Below are 15,990 nucleotides of genomic sequence, written 5' to 3' on the forward strand. Positions count from 1 at the left end.
GTAGTGTGGAATCTACTTCCGTAATGTGGCAGACAAGGGTGAGGGGTGGAGTGGCGATGACTCGGCCACGGATCGCAGCGGTGGACTGTTTCGTCCTCAAACTCCCGAACCCCGAGCGGTATCTCGGCCCCACCGACGAATCCTCCGACCCGGACCCTCCCGGGTACGCGGTGCGCCCCCCGTGGCGCAGCCTCTACTCGCCCCGCTTCGAGACGCTGCTGGTCCGGCTCACCACCGAGTCGGGTGTCAGCGGCTGGGGCGAGGCCCTCGCGCCGGTCGCCCCGGAGGTCCCCGCGGAGGTGGTGCGCCGGCTCCTGGCGCCGACGCTCGTCGGGGCCGACCCGCGACGGGTGCGACCGCTCAGCGCGCGGCTGCGCGATCTGATGCGGGAGCGGGGACACCTCGGCGGGCACCAGGGCGACGCGCTCGCCGCCGTCGACATCGCGCTCTGGGACCTGACGGGGCGGCTGGCCGGGCTGCCCGTGCACGAGCTGCTCGGCGGCGCGTTCCGCGAGCACGTCCCGACGTACGTCTCCGGGCTGCCCAAGCGGGACGACCCGGGCCGAGCGGCGCTGGCCGCCGAGTGGGCGGCGAAGGGCGTCGAGTGGATCAAGCTGCACCTCGGCAAGGGGGTGGCGGCCGACCTGGCCAGCGTGGCGGCGGTGCGGGCCGCCGCGCCGCAGGTGCGGTTCGCGGTGGACGCGCACTGGACGTACGACCTGGCCGCCGCGATCCGGTTGGCGCGCGGACTGACCGCCATCGGCGGGGTCGAGTTCCTGGAGGCGCCCCTGGCGCCGGAGGACCTGGCCGGCCACGCCGACCTCGCCCGCCGCACGGACCTGCCGGTCGCCGTCGGCGAGGCGATGCGTCACCGGTACGAGTTCCTGCCCTGGCTGCGGGAGCGGGCCGTCGGCCTGGTCCAGCCGGACGTCGCCCGCACCGGCATCACCGAGGCGATGGCGATCGCCGAGCTGGCCGCGGCGCACCACGTACCGACCGCGCCGCACCACTCGGTGGGGCTCGGTGTCGCGCTCGCCGCCGGCCTGCACGTCAGCGCCGCCGCGGAGAACCTCAGCTGTTTCGAGTACCAACCCACCACGACCGACGTCGGGCAGCGGATCCTCACCGCACCGCTGCCGGGCGGGCCGGACGGGTTCGCCGTACCGGCCGGACCCGGTCTCGGCGTCGAGGTGGACGTTTCCACTGTCAGCGCCCTCGCGGAGGAAAGTTGAGCACCCTCGAGCCCCGGGCCCGCGTACGCGGGCTGGTCCCCATCCTCGCCACCCCGTTCGACGACGCCGGCGCACTGGACGTGCCGGGCCTGCGCCGGCTGGTGGAGTTCCAACTCGCGGCCGGCGCGGACGGGCTCGCCGTCTTCGGCATGGCCAGCGAAGGGTTCGCGCTCACCGCTGCCGAGCGGGCCACGATCCTGACCGAGACCCGGGCGGTCGCCGGCCCGGACGTGCCGCTGGTCGCCGGGATCAACGGCACCAGCACGGCCACCGCCGTCGAACTGGCGTTGGCGGCGCGGGACGGGGGTGCGGACGCCCTGATGGTCCTGCCCCCGTACCTGGCCAAGCCCGCGGGCGGGCAACTCGTCGACTTCTATGGCGGGGTCGCCGAGGCGAGCGGGTTGCACGTGATGGTGCAGGACGCGCCGGCGGCGACCGGAGTGACGATGCCGGTCGCCCTGGTCGTGGAGCTGAGCAAGCTGCCCGGCGTCGAGTCGGTGAAGGTGGAGACCCCGCCCACCGCGCCGAAGGTGGGGGAGGTGGTGACCGCGACCGACGGCGAGTTCGACGTGCTCGGCGGCCAGAACGCCTTCTTCGTGCTCGAGGAGTACGCCCGCGGCGCCGTCGGCACGATGCCGGCCTGCGAGTTCACCGACGTGCTCGCGCCGATCCTGGCCGACTGGCGGGCCGGCCGGCAGGAGGTGGCCCACGCCGCGTTCAACAGGCTGCTGCCGCTGGTCCGCTTCGGCATGCAGCCCCGCCTGGCCTGGGCGGTGCACAAGGAGGTGCTGGTGCGCCGGGGCATCATCGAGTCCGCCTTCGTGCGCGACCCCGCCGTGCCGCTGGACGCCGGCAGCCGCGCCGCGCTCGACGCGATACTGCGGCACGCCCCGCTACCGGCCTGGCGGCCGTGAGAGGCTGATCGCCATGACGAAGATCGTTTCGGTGGACGTCTACCCCCTGGCGCTGGGCCGCCCGGACGGCGCGCCCCGCGCCTACGCCACGCGACCGCCCTGGCCCAGCGTCTACGGCAACCAGCGGGAGACCCTCGTGGTCCGGCTGACCGCCGACGACGGCACGACCGGCTGGGGGGAGGCACTCGCCCCGGTCGCCCCCGAGGTGCCCGGCGAGATCGTCCGCCGGCTCCTGGCGCCGGTGCTGCTCGGCGCGGATCCGCGTCGGGTGCGCCCGCTGCGGCACCGGCTCGGCGAGCTGATGCGCGAGCGGGGGCACCTCGGCGGCCACCAGGCCGACGCGATCGCGGCCGTGGACATCGCGTTGTGGGACCTCGCCGGCAAGCTGGCCGGCCGCCCCGTCGTCGAGCTGCTCGGTGGCGCGTTCCACGACGCGGTTCCGACGTACGTCTCCGGGCTGCCCGGCCGCACCGACGCCGACCGGGTCGCGCAGGCCCGGGACTGGGTCGGGCAGGGGGTCCGGCGGGTCAAGCTCGGTCTCGGGTACGGCGTGGACGCCGACCTGGCGACCGTGGCGGCGCTGCGCCAGGTCCACCCCGACCTGCAGGTCGCCGTGGACGTCCACGGTGTCTACGGCCTGGCCGACGCGGTCCGGCTCGGCCGTGGCCTGGCCGACCGGGACGGCTGGTTCCTGGAGATGCCACTGGCCTTCGAGGACGTCGCCGGCCACGCCGACCTGGCCGCCCGCGTCGACGTGCCGGTGGCGCTGGGGGAGAGCCTGCGGCACCGCTGGGAGTTCCAGCCGTTCGTGACGGCCCGGGCCGCGGGCCTGCTGCAACCGGACATCGGACGGACCGGGATCACCGAGGGGCTGGCGATCGCCCAGTACGCCGAGACCCACCACCTGCCGGTGGCCCCGCACCACTCGGCCGGGCTCGGGCTGGCCCTCGCCGCGGGTCTGCACGTCGCCGCCGCCTGCGTGAACCTGGTCGCCTTCGAGTGGCACCCGACCCTCTTCGACCGGGTCAACGACATCCTCACCGTGCCGATCGAGCCGACGCCGACCGCGATCCCACTGCCCACCGGCCCCGGGCTGGGGGTCTCGGTGGACGCCGAGGCGGTCGCCCGACACAGCACGTGGGGCTCGCGGTGAGGCGCGTACTGCTGGTCGGCGCGTCGACCCCGATCGGCCGGGCCATCGCGGCGCGCTTCGCCGCCGCCGGTGACCGGGTCGTCGGCTACGGCCTGGAGCCGGCGGGCGAACCGAGCCTGGTCGCCGACCTCACCGGCGACTGTTCCACCGCCGACGGGGCCGCCGCCGCCGTCGAGGCGGCGCGGGAGCGGTTGGGTGGGCTGGACGTGCTGGTCGCCGCCGCCGGGGCGATGCCCGTCGCGCCGGCCCACCGCACCAGCGACGAGCAGTGGCGGGCCGCCCTGACGGGCTGCCTGGACACGCTCTTCTTCCCGCTGCGCGCGGCGTTGCCGCTGCTGCCGGCCGGCGGGGCGGTGGTCGCCGTCTCCTCGGTGAACGCGTTCCTGGCCGCCCCCTGGGTGGCCGCCTACGCCGCGGCCAAGGGCGCGGTGGAGGCCCTGGTGCGCCAGGTCGCGCTGGACTACGGCGCCCGTGGGATCCGGGTCAACGCGGTGGCGCCGGGCATCGTCGGTGCCGAGTGGCTGCCCGACGCCGCCGGGGGTTACCCGATCGGGCGGACGCTGCGCCCCGAGGAGGTCGCCGCGGCGGTGCACTTCCTCGCCTCCGACGCCGCCAGCGGCATCACCGGGGTGGTGCTGCCGGTCGACGGCGGACTGTCGATCGCGTCGCCCGCCGCCTACGCCCGGGCCGACCTGCGGCAGCGCCTGGCCGAGTTGGCGCCGTGACCACTCCGCCCGTGCCGGTCGGCGGGCGGTACGCCCGCCTCTACCGGCTGCTCGACTGGCCGCCGAGGCTGGCCGGGCTGAACCTGCTGTGGCTGGCCGGGGTGCTCGCCGGCGGGGTGGTCGCCGGCCTGTCACCGGCCACCGTGGCGCTCTTCGCGTTGTTGCGGGACTACCAGCGGGGCGGGCATCCGCGGCTGTGGCGCGACTTCTGGCGGCACTGGCGGGCGGAGTTCGGGCGCTCGCAGGTCCGGCTGGGCCTGCCGCTGCTGACCGTGTGGGTGTTCGTGTTCTATCTGTTCGCCGTGCGGGGCACGCCGCTCGCCGGCGCGGTGGCCGTGCTCGGGCTGGTGTATCTGGTGGTGCTGGCGTACCTGCCCCCGGTGCTGGCGCACTTCGACGTGCCGGCCACCACCGCCTGGCGGCTCGCCGCCCTGACGGCGGCGCGCACTCCGCTGTGGACGCTCGGCCTGGGTGCGACGGTGGCGTTGCTGGTCCTGGCGATGCTCGTCGCCGTACCCGTCGCCATCCCCTTCTTCCTGCCCAGCGCCCCGGCGGCGCTGGTCGCCCTGGTCGCCGCGCGAGGCTTCGCCTCGTTGCCGCCGGCCGTCGGCGGCGCCGAACCCCGGTGAGAGGGTTCCACCGTCGCCGTGTGGACGGGCTCCCGCCGTCAGACGACGGCGGAGAGCGGGGCGGCGCTGGCGTGGTAGCCGAGTCCGGTGGAGATCTGGTCGGCCTGTTCGATGACCTTCATGGCCAGTTCGTCCTGGCGCCTCGGTAGGTCCATCGCCGAGAGCGGGCCGGAGACCGACAGGGCCGCCACGGCCTTGCCCGAGCGGTCCCGAATCGGCGCGGCCAGGCAGGCCCGGCCGAAGGCAAGTTCCTCCAGTTCGGTGGCGTAGCCGCGCCGTCGCCCCTCGCCGATCGCGGCGAGCAGCCCGTCGAGGTCGGCGACGGTCTTCGGGGTGTACGCCGGATAGCGCGTCCCGATCAGGGACTCGATCTCCTCGGCGGTGAGGTCCGACAGGAGCGCCTTGCCCAGGGCGGTCGCGTGCAGCGGGGCCCGGCGGCCGACCAGGGTGAACGAGCGGGGGGCGAGCCGGCCTTCGAAGTTGCAGAGGTAGAACAGCTCGCTGCCGTGGCGCTCGGCGATGTTCGCACCGAGACCCAACTCGCCGGCGAGGTCCTGGGTGATCTGCCGGGACTGGCGGTGCACCGCCGACTGGTTGAGCGCGACGCCCGCCAGCCCCACCACCGTCGGCCCGATCCGGTAGAGCCCGCTGCGCTGGTCGTGGGTGACGAACCCGAGCGCCTCCAGCGTCCCGACCAGCCGGGAGACCGTCGACTGGCCCAGCCCGGTGAGCTGGACCAGTTCGGAGACGCGCCGCTCCGGGTGCTCCTCGGTGAACGCGCACAGCAGCGACAGCGCGCGCTCGACACTCTGCGTGCCGCCGCCGACCTCGCGGGTGGTGGAGCGTGGCATTCTGCCCATCCCTCAAAGCGTAGGAGTGTAATCCAGATTACGGATCATACATCGCGTGGCGTGCGGGCCGCCGACCGTCACGACCGGCGGCCCGCACCCTGGTCAGCAGCCGGGCGTCCGCGCCGGGACGACCGGTTCGAACCGGACGGCGTCGGCCCTGTGATGGCCGACCTGCTGCGCCGACAGGCTCACCGTGGCGGTCGCCGGGTCGAGGTGCCACGCGCCCAGCACCCGCCACTGCCCGGCGTCCTTGGTCTGGTCGACTGTCCGGGCGTCGGTGCCGGCGGTGTGCGCCACCCGGTAGGTGGCCGCGGTGGTGGTGGTGGAGTTCGTCGGATACCACACGCTGACCCGGTAGGCGCCGGCCGACAGCGTGGGCCGCCAGGTGGCGACGGCGCCCGTGCCGCCGCCGGCGACGCGGGTGGTGCTGTCGGCGTACCCCTTGAGCGTGCTGGCGGTCCAGCCGCCCGTTTCGGTGTAGCCGTCCTGGCCGTCGTCGACGACGACCGCCGCCGCCGGGTCCGGCGTCCCGACGGGTACCGCCGTCCGCCCGACCGCCCCGGCCACGTGCAGGGCCACCTCGTGCAGCGCGCCGACCCTCGCGCCGGGCGGAGCCGTGATCGTGAAGTTCACCTGTTGTGCGGCGTTCGGTGCCAGCGCGACCGGGATGGACGCCGGGGTGCTGGTCCAACCCTCCGGCAGGCCGAGGGCGGCGCAGCCGCTCGCGCCTGCCATCGCGGTCGCGGTGATGGTGGCCGTGACCGTGGTGCTGCCCCCCGGTGCCGCCACCGCGTCGGCGGAGAGCCCGGTGATCCGGGGCTGCACCACGGCCGGATCCACCGGGCGGAACCGGACGGCGCTGACCCGGTGGAAGGCCGGGTCGTCGACGGTGATCCGGACGAACCCGTCCTCGCCGGCGGCGAACGGGAAGGTCCCGAGGACCCGCCAGGTGCGCGCGTCCTGCTGCTGGTCGACCCGCACCGGCGTCTCCCCGTCGCGGTGCCGCACCAGGTAGTCGGCCTCCCTGGTGGTGTCGGCGTTGGACGGGTACCAGACGGCGACCTCGTACCACCCGGCCTCGGTCAGGGCCGGCCGCCAGGTGGCGGTGCCGCCGAGCTTGCCCTCCGCGCTGAAGCGCGACGGGAGCCCCTTGTATCCGGCCAGGCCGCTGGCGAGCCACTCACCGGTCTCCGTGTACCGGGGACGGATGTCCTGCGTGGTGACGATGACGTCCTCGCTGGCGATCCGTACCTGCGCCGTGGTCGCGGCGCCGCCGTCGATCGCCGCGGTCACCTGGTACGCCCGGTCGCGTTCCGCGCTGGACGGTGAGGTGAGGGTGAAGGTGTACGCGCGTTCCCCGCGGGCGGCGACCTCGTACGACACGCTCGCCGGCGAGATCGTCCAGCCGGCCGGCGGCGTCAGGCGCAGCGTGCCCCGGGCGGTGGCCGGGCCGACGTTGAGCACGCTGGCGGTGACCGTGGTCGCGTCACCCGGCTCGGCCAGTTCCGCCGGTGCCGCGACGAGGGCACTCACCCTGGTCGGCGGCCGGACGGTGAGCCGTCCGGCCGCGAGCGTCACCTCGCCGCCGCTCCACCTCACCGTCCCCTTGAGCGCCACGGTGCCGGCGGCGTCGGGCGGGGCGGAGAGTTCGTAGCGCCAGGTCGTCGTGGCCCCGGCCGGCACGGTGGATGGCTGCGCCCCCGTCGGCCGGGCCGACCAGCCGGCCGGCAGGTCCAGCGCGACGACCGGGTCCGGGAGGGCGGCGGAACCGTCGTTTCGGACGGTCACCGTGAGCCCCACGGTGTCGCCGGGCGTGGTGTCGGGCGAGGCGGGGGTCACCGCGCCGCAGACCGGCGCCGCGGCCGTGCAGCGGCCGGTCACCGCGGGCGGCAGGCGCAGCGTCGCCTCGTCGGTCCCCGCCGCGGCGGTGCTGATCCGATAGGTGAATGGCGTGTCGAGGTCCTCGACCGGGATCGTCCACTCGTTCGGGTAGATCCGGTCGGCCTGCTCGTGCCAGGTGGCGCCGCCGTCGGTCGACCAGTGCAGGGTCGTCGGCGCCTCGGTCGCCGCCTGCAGGTAGGCGTCGTAGCCGGTGCCGTCCGGCCGGGGGAGCAGCATCCCCCGTGCGGTCCCGATCGGGCTCGCGTCGTCGAAGTGGTAGCTGTCCGGTCCGGCGTCGGGCTGCCCGCCGCCGACCTGGTGGGCGACGTCCGGCACCGATACGTCGCGGACGACCAGCGCGGTGATGCCCCGACCGGAGACGGTGACCGGCAGGGTCGCCCCGTGCATCGTGGTGACGGTCCGGGAGCCGTTGTCCCGGATCACCTCGACCTTGTACGCCCGGTCCGGCCGCACCCCGCTGACCTTCGGGTCGAAGCGCACGACGCTGCGGGAGGTGCCCGTCGCCTCGTTGGTCAGGCTGAGGTAGAGGCTCTTGTTGCCGTGCCCGGTGACCCAGTTGAGCTGCGGGTCGGCGACGTCGACGATGCCCTTCGGCAGGTACGGCCAGACGCCGTCCTCACCGTAGAACGTGCCGGGCTGGTGGCCGTAGACGTGGGACTTGAAGTAGACGTAGTTGGTCTCGAACACGGCCGGGAAGCTGATCTTGCCGCGCGAACGGTACGTCTGCTCGGAGATCAGGTAGTCCATGGCCAGCCCGAGCTGTGCCGGGATGTGGTGGTAGTAGATGGAGGTGAGTCCGGCGGGGCCGGTCAGCGGGAAGTCCGGGCGCATCTGGGCCGCGGTGAACTCACGGTAGTAGTAGCCGGGGTAGTTGGTGAAGCGGCCGACGACGAGGTTGTGCGCCACGTCGGCGAGCAGCCGGTCGTCGGTGTGCGCGGCGAGCCGCAGCAGGAACGGCGCCCAGATCGGGTTCATCACCAGGCCGCCGCCGGGGTTCTCCCGACCCGCTGCGATCTTGTAGGTGCTGAGCTGTTCGAAGGTCATGCCGTTGGTGGAGACCATCCAGGCCGGCACCTCCTCGGCCGGCACGTCCTTCTTCGGGTAGTCGTAGGTCACGGCGGGGTTCCAGCGGTCCACCTGCGCGTCGATCCAGCCGTCGGCGTTGACGGTGATGGTGCCCTCGGGCACCGGGCGCACCATCGTCTGCGTGACGAACCGCTTCGCCTCGGTGTAGGCGGCGTTCAGGTAACGCTTGTCGCCGGTCTCCTCGTACAGTTCCAGCAACTCGATCCAGCCCTTGGAGTAGTTGAACTGGAAGCCGTTCTCGGCGACGTTCGTCGTGTACGGCGGGTCGATCTGGGCGGTGATGTAGCGGTCCGCCTCGGCCTTCGCCTCGGCCAGGTACGCCGGGTTGCCGGTGAGTCGCCACGCCGCGAGCGGGGTGCTGACCGGCGTCCGGCTGTCCTTGCGGACGCGCTCCTCGATCGACTTCAGGGCCAGTTCGTGCAGGCCGGCCACCTGGCCGCGGGTCTGCTGGTAGAGCGGCACGAGGGTGGAGGCATCCCCGGCCACGCTGCCGACGCGCCAGGCGTTGGTGTCGCCGTACACCGGGTTCTGCTTGATCGGGGTCCAGCCGATCCCGTTACGGGACACCTGGTACTCCAGTGACGGTCGCGCCCGTTTGTCGTAGAGCTCCCGGTCACCGGTCAGGTAGTAGGCGCCGAGCAGGACGCCGCTGGTGGCGGTGCGCACCGCCCGGTCGTTCTCCGTGTCCACGAAGCCCTTCGCCCGGTCCCACCAGCCCGACAGGGAACGCTGGTAGGTCTCGCTGTCGTCGGCCTCGGTGTCCCGCATGGTCAGGTCGACCAGGTTGTGCACCGTCTCGGTCAGCGAGGTGTCGTAGATGTTGCGCCGGTAGGCGGAGTAGTCGTACTCGTCGCGCGTCAACTGCGTGTACGCCTGGTACATCGTCGTGGGCCGAGCGTAGACGCCGAACGTGAACCGGTGCTGCTGCCCGGTCTCAAGTGGCGAGAGCCGGCCGACCTGCGGCGCGAAGGCGACCGGCTGGATGCCGCCGTTCTCGTTGCGCAGGCTCATCCCGAACGGTTGCCCGTCCGCGCCGGCCTCGCGCTGGTGCTCGAAGGGGATCACCTCGGCCGGTGCGTAGACCCCGCTGGTCACCTGCTGCCCGGCGACGGTGCGTTCCATCAGGCAGGCCGGGGTCATCAGCTCCCACGCGCTGAGCGCCTCCGCGCCGTAGACGACCCGGGCATGCTGACGGCTGCCGCAGAGCACCTCGTCGACGTCGCCGAAGGAGGTGACGTCGAGGGACTGGTAGCCGACGACGAAGTTGTCGGCGCGGCGGGCGGTCAGGGTCCACGACGCCTCGGGGTTGTCGCCCGCGACCGACCAGCGGACGTTCAGTTCGTACGCCCCGGGCGCCCCGGTCCGCAGCTCGACGGTGCGACTGTCGACGGTGCGGAGTCCGGTGAAGCCGACCCAGCCGGGGTTCATGGAGCTGTAGTAGTCGGTCGGGGTGCCGTCGGCTCCGCTGAGCACGAGCCACTGCTCGTCGAAGCGTCGCTCGGTGTCGGTGACGGGCAGCCAGCCGCCGGGGGTGCGGACCCGGATGTCCCGCAGGTACGTCTGCCCGCCGCGCCAGGTGGCGTGGTGGAAGATCATCCGGTGGTGGTCGCCCTCGATGGTGGCCACCTGCCGGATCCGTAGGTCGGGCTTGTCGGTCTCGCGCAACGGGGTGGCGAACGGAGCCTGGTCCTGGGTGGTCGGCGCCGCGACGGCCGCCCCGGAGGGCAGCACCAGGGCCGCGAGGACGAGGAAGAGGGTGAGTAAAGAACGATGCCGCCTCGATACTGTGGGCTTCACATCCATGAAATGGATAGTTAATGCAATCAATTCCGGTGTCAAGGGTGTCTGTTGGCGGGAGTATGCATGCTCGGCCCCCTTGGAGCCCCTGCAGGAGCGCTCCTGGCCCGAGGGAGTCCGGGTGTGGTCGCGCGACGGCCGCGAGGGCGGCGACGTCCGGCGGAAGGTCGAGCGGATCCGGCACGTCGCCGCGGTGTCGGCCGGGCGGACCGCGCCCTCGTCCTGGGCAGCTCCCGGCCTTCATGCGTTGCTGACCCACATGGCGGATGCCTATTGCACAAGGTGGTGGGTGAAGCTACTGTCCTCAACACGCTCTTCACCGCGACGAAACACAGACCGAAGCCTCGCCCTCGTTGGCCGAGCGGCTCCGCCAACCGGTGATCGAACAGGAGTAGGACATGAAGCAACCAGAGCTCACCCGCCGGTCCTTGCTGCGGATCCTGGGCGTGGGTGCGGCCGCGACCGCGGCGGGCGGGCTGACCACCGCGTGCAACCTGGTCGGCAGTGGCGACGGGTCCAGCGGGGACACGGTGACGATCAAGGTCATGCTGGTGCCCGACCCCTCCGGCGCCTCCCAGTTCTATCGCGAACAGTTCGACCTGTTCGAGGAGAAGAACCCGGGTATCAAGGTCCAGGTCATCGAGAACCCGAGCGACCAGCAGATCAACGCCATCGAGCTCAGCTTCCAGCAGGGCAACGCGCCGGACGTCTTCCGCGCCCAGGACCAGGGCTTCGACCGCATCTTCGAACGCGGCTGGATCGCGCCGCTCGACCAGTACGTCACCGACGAGTTCAAGGCCCGGTTCCCCGAGGGCAGCCTCGACCCCGCCACGTCCGGACTGCACCGCGACGGCAAGCTCTACACGCTGCCGCTGGTCTGGGGAAAGTGGTCCGTGGTGCGGTTCCTCCTGGTGAACAACACCGCCGCGAAGACGGGCGGGGTCACCGCCGCCCCGAAGACGTGGGAGGAGTTGGAGCAGGCCGCCGCCGCGATCACCCGCGCCGGCGGGGGCAGGACGTTCGGCTTCGCGGGCCCGTGGAGCAAGAGCGTCCTGGCCCGCATGCTCCAGCACACCGCCGGACCGGCCTCGATCGACAACGGCATCGACCTGCGCACCGGCCGGGCGGCCGTCACCCACCCGTCGCTCGCCGCGGCGGTCGACCTGCTCAGGCGGATGCACGCCGCGAAGAGCATGACCCCGGGCTGGGAGACCTGGACGGACGCGGGCAAGGTGCACACCGCGTTCGCCAAGGGCGAGCTGGCGATGTTCCTCGCCTCTCCGTTCCAGATCAACGAGGTCCGCAAGCTGAACCCGCAGCTCGACATGACCATCGCGGCCGTGCCCGTGCCGGCGGCCGGGCGTGGCGGCTACTCGGGACAGACGGCGAGCTTCAGCCCGCTGTGGTCCATGTCGGCCCAGTCCAAGCACCCCGAGCAGGCGTGGAAGGTGATGGACTTCCTCGCCTCCAAGGAGTTCCACCGGGCGTACTACGAGAAGTTCGGCACCCTCACCGCGCTGGAGAGCGCCTGGCAGGACAAGGCGGCGAACAACGCGGACCAGAAGGCGATCATGGACGTCGCCGCGCAGACCGTGCGGCTCATCCCCAACCCGGTCCTCGCCAGCAAGGGCGGCGCGCAGCTGATGGCGGCCATCCGCGGCAAGCAGGATCTCCAGTGGTCCGAGATCGCCCTGCCGGCCATCCTGCGCAACCAGCCCTTCGGTCCGGCCGCCGCGAACCTCAACGGCAAGCTCGACGCCTTCATCGACGAGCAGATCAAGACCCTGGCGGGCAAGGGAGTGCAGGCCTCGCGCGCCGACCTCACCTTCCCGGGTTGGGACCCGCTGCAGCCGTTCACCCCGAGCCAGAAGTGACCAGCACCCCCACCGTCGCCCCGGGTGGCGCCGCCGAACCGGCGGCGGCGCCACCCCGGCGCGCTCCCGCCGCCGCCCGGCGCCGCCGCCCCGGCAAGCTGCGCCGACACGCCTGGCAGTACGTCTTCCTCGCCCCGATGCTGCTGCTCTTCGTGGCCTTCACACTCTGGCCGATGGTCGCGAGCTGGTGGTACTCGTTCTTCGACTGGGACGGGGTGGGCCCGGCCACCGAGTGGGTCGGCTTCGCCAACTTCACCGAGGTGCTCGGCAACGAGCGTTTCTGGCACGCCTTCCGCAACTCGTTCCTCTTCTCCCTGGCCGCGATCTGCGTCGAGATGCCGCTGGCGCTGCTCGTGGCGATCCTGCTCAACAGCCGCCGGCTGCGCGGGCGAAACCTCTACCGGTTGTTCCTGTTCCTGCCGGTGGTGACCACCACGGCGGTGGTCGGCATCGTCTTCGCGGTCCTGCTGGACCCGGCCGGCGGGTTCGTCAACGAGGTGCTGCGCTCCGCCGGGATCGTCGACTCGCCGGTGACCTTCCTGTCCGAGTCGTCGGCCCTGCCGACGGTCATGGCGGTCGACGTGTGGAAGGGCTTCGGCATCACCCTCGTCTACTGGCTCGCCGCGCTGCAGACCGTCCCCGAGGACCTGTACGAGGCGGCGAAGGTCGACGGTGCGAACGGGCGCCAGACGCTGCGGCACGTCACCCTCCCGGTGATCGCCCCGATCGGCGTGGTGATCCTGCTGCTCACCTTCCAGAAGAGCATGAACCCGTTCGACCTGGTGCAGGCGATGACGCAGGCCGGCCCCAACTACGCCACCGACGTGGTCGCCACCTACATCTACCGGTACGCCTTCAACCCCGAACTCAACGCGCCCCGCTACGGCTTCGCCTGCGCCGCCGGCGTGGTCTTCGGGGTCATCACGCTGGTGATGACGGCGCTGCAGGCACCGCTGCTGCGCCGGCAGTACCTGAAGGGGAGCCGCTGATGCGTCGGATGCACCTCTGGCACCTGCTGCTGGTGCCGCTCTGCCTGATCTGGATCTACCCCTTCGTCTGGATGGTCTCCACGGCCTTCAAGTCGGAGCGGGAGGTCTTCCTCGGCGGGCTCTCGGTGCTGCCGAAGGAGTGGAGTTTCGACAACTTCAGTCGGGCCTGGGACACGGCGCACTTCGGCACCTACCTGTCTAACACGGTCGTCTTCTCCCTCACGACCGTGGCCATCGTCCTGCTGGTCTCCGCCACCTCCGGCTACGCCCTCGGCCGCGGCGACCTGCCCGGCAAGAAGGTGATCGTCGGGCTGCTCATCGCCACCATGTTCATCCCGCACGGCTACACGATCATTCCGATCTTCAAGCTGGTCGACGGGCTCGGGCTGAGCAACGGGCTGCTCGGCGCGGTGCTGGCCACCGCCGGGCCGGCGCACGTCGTACCCATCCTGCTGTTCATGGGGTACTTCGCCGGCATGCCGCAGGAGTTGGAGGACGCGGCCCGGATCGACGGCGCCGGCTACCCGCGCATCTTCTTCCGGATCATGTTGCCGCTGGCCAAGCCGGTGATCGGCACCGTGGCGCTGTTCAACTTCATGGCGGCGTGGAACGCCTTCTTCATCCCGCTGGTGTTCACCCTGGGCCGGCCGGAGCTGCGCACGCTCGGCGTCGGCATGTACAGCTTCTTCGGTCAGGAGGCCACCGACTGGGGCGGACTGGCCGCCGCGGCGACCATCAGCCTGCTGCCGATCATCGCGATCTTCCTGTTCCTGCAGCGTACGTTCGTGGAGGGGATCGCCGGTGCCGTCAAGTCCTGACACCCTGCTCGCACACCCGGTGTCCGCCGAGCGCTACGAACTCGGCGAGGGGCCGCGGCTGGATCCGCGCACCGGTGAACTGCTCTGGGTGGACATCCGCGCCGGTCGGCTGTGGCGGGGGCGGTTCGGCGGCGACCGGATCGAGGTGCTGGCCGGGTACGACGTCGGGGCGGCGACCGGGGCCGTGGCGCCGCTCGCCGCCGCCGGCAAGGGCTGGGTCGTGGCGGCCGGGCGGGGGTTCCGGCACGTCGCGGCCGACGGCACGGTGCGCCCGCTCGGTGGTGACGTCGCCGCGCCGCGCACCCAGATGAACGACGGCGGCTGCGACCCGTACGGCCGGTTCCTCGCCGGCAGCCAGATCCTGGGCGGCGCGGACCCCTGGTCCGGCGCGCTCTACCGGCTGGAGCCGGACGGCTCGGTGGCGACGGTGCTGGACGGCATCGGCTGCGCGAACGGGCTCGGGTTCGACCCGGCGGGGGAGACGCTGTACCACGTGGACAGCCGGCGTCGGCGGCTCACCGGCTACCGCTACGACCCGGCAACCGGCGAGGCCGGCGACCCGCGGATCCTCGTCGACTGCGACGACGCCACCCCCGACGGGCTCTGCGTCGACGCCGAGGGCTGCCTCTGGGTGGCCATGTGGGACGGCTGGTGCGTCCGCCGCTTCGCCCCGGACGGCACCCCGCTGGCCCGGGTGCGGCTGCCGGTGCCCCGGCCGACCGCCGTCTGCCTGGTCGCCGGCACCCTCGTGGTGACCACGGCCTGGCTCGGGCTGGACGAGGCGACCCGGCGGGCGGCGCCGGACAGCGGCCGGATCTTCGCCGTCGAGGTCGGGATCGACGGGCCGCCGACGAACACCTGGGGGACGAAGTGAAGATCACCCACCTGGAGCTGCTGACCGTGCCGCAGGACACGAGCGCCATGCTGCTGGTGGTCGTGCACACCGACTCCGGCGAGTACGGCGTCGGCGAGGTCGGCATGCGCTCCCGCTGGCGGGCCGTCCGCGGCGCGGTCGAGGACTTCGCCGAACAACTGGAGGGCGCCGATCCGAGCCGGATCGAACACCTCTGGCAGTTCCTCTCCCGGTCGGGGTTCTTCCCGGCGACCGGCGTGCTCGCCTCCGTGCTCGCCGCGATCGACGTGGCGCTGTGGGACCTGCGGGGCAAGACGCTCGGCGTCCCGCTCCACCAACTGCTCGGCGGCGCCTCCCGGGACCACGTCGAATGCTATGTGCACGTCCGCGTCGGCGAGGCCAGGGACCCGGCCGCGACGGTGGCCGAGGCCGAGCGGCTCGTGGCGGCCGGATGGCGCCACCTGCGGGTGCCGGCGAACAGCCCGGACGCCGGCGGCGAGTACGACCAGCGGAGCGCCCTGCGGCACACCGTCGCCACCATGGAACGGCTCCGCGCCGCGCTGGGCGACGACGTCGAGCTGCTGCTCGACGTACACACCCGGTTGGAGCCCCCGCAGGCCGTGACGCTGTGCCGGGAGTTGGAGCCGTTGCGGCCGTACTTCATCGAGGACCCGCTGCGCAGCGAACACCTCGACGGCTACCGGATGCTGCGCCAACGCAGCGCGGTCCCGCTCGCGGCGGGTGAACAGCTCGGCACGAAGTGGGAGTTCCGGCCGCTGATCGAGGGTGAGCTGATCGACCACGCCCGCGTCGACGTGGCCAACACGGGGCTCACGGAGGCCCGCAAGATCGCGGCGATGGCCGAGGTCCACCACATCAACCTGGCCACCCACAACCCGCTCGGCCCGGTCACCGCCGCCGCCTCCGCCCACCTGAACCTGGTCCTGCCCAACGTCTCCGTCCAGGAGCAGCCGTGGCCCGAGTTCCCGCCCTCGCCGGTGCTGACCGCCGGTCCCGTGCTGACTGCCGGCCGGATCACGCCGGCGGAGCGGCCCGGCCTCGGCATCGAGCTCGACCTCGCCGCCGCCCGCCGGCTCGACCACCGCGGTCCGGCCCCGCTGCCGGTCTACCACCGCCGCGACGGCTCCTTCGCGAACTGGTGACCGG

Annotated in this window: 12 protein-coding genes; 10 read left to right on the forward strand and 2 right to left on the reverse strand. The window is 72.6% G+C overall.

What is annotated here, in order from left to right:
• The first annotated feature begins 56 nt into the window (after positions 1-56).
• From ACGFZ2_RS22770 to ACGFZ2_RS22790, 5 genes are read left to right on the forward strand one after another with little or no spacing between them, the layout of a single operon-like run.
• On the forward strand, positions 57-1,232 hold the full coding sequence (locus tag ACGFZ2_RS22770; protein WP_393456528.1) for a mandelate racemase/muconate lactonizing enzyme family protein: 1,176 nt from the start codon (positions 57-59) through the stop codon (positions 1,230-1,232).
• Positions 1,229-2,146, forward strand: coding sequence for a dihydrodipicolinate synthase family protein (locus ACGFZ2_RS22775; protein ID WP_393456530.1), 918 nt, complete (start codon positions 1,229-1,231; stop codon positions 2,144-2,146). Before ACGFZ2_RS22770 ends, ACGFZ2_RS22775 begins: the two co-directional genes overlap by 4 nt.
• A gap of 13 nt (positions 2,147-2,159) precedes the next feature.
• Positions 2,160-3,299, forward strand: coding sequence for a mandelate racemase/muconate lactonizing enzyme family protein (locus tag ACGFZ2_RS22780; protein ID WP_393456533.1), 1,140 nt, complete (start codon positions 2,160-2,162; stop codon positions 3,297-3,299).
• Entirely contained in the window at positions 3,296-4,024 is a 729-nt protein-coding gene (locus ACGFZ2_RS22785; protein WP_393456536.1) for an SDR family NAD(P)-dependent oxidoreductase, read from the forward strand. Before ACGFZ2_RS22780 ends, ACGFZ2_RS22785 begins: the two co-directional genes overlap by 4 nt.
• Complete coding sequence (locus ACGFZ2_RS22790) at positions 4,021-4,653, forward strand: YesL family protein (protein WP_393456539.1); 633 nt, start codon at positions 4,021-4,023, stop codon at positions 4,651-4,653. Before ACGFZ2_RS22785 ends, ACGFZ2_RS22790 begins: the two co-directional genes overlap by 4 nt.
• A gap of 38 nt (positions 4,654-4,691) precedes the next feature.
• On the opposite strand, the gene ACGFZ2_RS22795 is transcribed toward ACGFZ2_RS22790, so the two are convergent.
• Together ACGFZ2_RS22795 and ACGFZ2_RS22800 are read right to left on the reverse strand one after the other, a co-directional pair.
• The gene (locus ACGFZ2_RS22795; protein WP_393263710.1) at positions 4,692-5,513 is read right to left on the reverse strand and encodes an IclR family transcriptional regulator; all 822 of its coding nucleotides are present in this window, start codon (positions 5,511-5,513) and stop codon (positions 4,692-4,694) included.
• 93 nt (positions 5,514-5,606) lie between these two features.
• Complete coding sequence (locus tag ACGFZ2_RS22800; protein WP_393456542.1) at positions 5,607-10,295, reverse strand: NEW3 domain-containing protein; 4,689 nt, start codon at positions 10,293-10,295, stop codon at positions 5,607-5,609.
• A gap of 392 nt (positions 10,296-10,687) precedes the next feature.
• On the opposite strand from ACGFZ2_RS22800, the gene ACGFZ2_RS22805 reads away from it, so the two are divergent.
• From ACGFZ2_RS22805 to ACGFZ2_RS22825, 5 genes are read left to right on the forward strand one after another with little or no spacing between them, the layout of a single operon-like run.
• Complete coding sequence (locus ACGFZ2_RS22805; protein ID WP_393456545.1) at positions 10,688-12,163, forward strand: ABC transporter substrate-binding protein; 1,476 nt, start codon at positions 10,688-10,690, stop codon at positions 12,161-12,163.
• Positions 12,160-13,152, forward strand: coding sequence for a carbohydrate ABC transporter permease (locus ACGFZ2_RS22810; protein WP_393263705.1), 993 nt, complete (start codon positions 12,160-12,162; stop codon positions 13,150-13,152). The genes ACGFZ2_RS22805 and ACGFZ2_RS22810 overlap by 4 nt, the downstream gene beginning before the upstream one ends.
• Positions 13,152-13,970, forward strand: coding sequence for a carbohydrate ABC transporter permease (locus tag ACGFZ2_RS22815; protein ID WP_393456548.1), 819 nt, complete (start codon positions 13,152-13,154; stop codon positions 13,968-13,970). Before ACGFZ2_RS22810 ends, ACGFZ2_RS22815 begins: the two co-directional genes overlap by 1 nt.
• Positions 13,954-14,844 (forward strand): SMP-30/gluconolactonase/LRE family protein, encoded by an 891-nt coding sequence (locus ACGFZ2_RS22820; RefSeq protein ID WP_393456551.1) that lies wholly within the window; start codon positions 13,954-13,956, stop codon positions 14,842-14,844. Before ACGFZ2_RS22815 ends, ACGFZ2_RS22820 begins: the two co-directional genes overlap by 17 nt.
• The gene (locus ACGFZ2_RS22825) at positions 14,841-15,986 is read left to right on the forward strand and encodes a mandelate racemase/muconate lactonizing enzyme family protein (RefSeq protein ID WP_393456554.1); all 1,146 of its coding nucleotides are present in this window, start codon (positions 14,841-14,843) and stop codon (positions 15,984-15,986) included. The genes ACGFZ2_RS22820 and ACGFZ2_RS22825 overlap by 4 nt, the downstream gene beginning before the upstream one ends.
• Positions 15,987-15,990: the final 4 nt, after the last annotated feature.

It is taken from the genome of Micromonospora sp. NPDC048063, assembly GCF_043202855.1.
Classification (GTDB): Bacteria; Actinomycetota; Actinomycetes; order Mycobacteriales; family Micromonosporaceae; genus Micromonospora.

Excerpts from the sequence above, each read along its gene's own strand:
- ACGFZ2_RS22800 (WP_393456542.1), bottom strand. The coding sequence starts at position 10,295 with ATGGATGTGAAGCCCACAGTATCGAGGCGGCATCGTTCTTTACTCACC.
- ACGFZ2_RS22795 (WP_393263710.1), bottom strand. The coding sequence starts at position 5,513 with ATGGGCAGAATGCCACGCTCCACCACCCGCGAGGTCGGCGGCGGCACG.
- ACGFZ2_RS22770 (WP_393456528.1), top strand. The coding sequence starts at position 57 with ATGACTCGGCCACGGATCGCAGCGGTGGACTGTTTCGTCCTCAAACTC.
- ACGFZ2_RS22805 (WP_393456545.1), top strand. The coding sequence starts at position 10,688 with ATGAAGCAACCAGAGCTCACCCGCCGGTCCTTGCTGCGGATCCTGGGC.
- ACGFZ2_RS22815 (WP_393456548.1), top strand. The coding sequence starts at position 13,152 with ATGCGTCGGATGCACCTCTGGCACCTGCTGCTGGTGCCGCTCTGCCTG.
- ACGFZ2_RS22780 (WP_393456533.1), top strand. The coding sequence starts at position 2,160 with ATGACGAAGATCGTTTCGGTGGACGTCTACCCCCTGGCGCTGGGCCGC.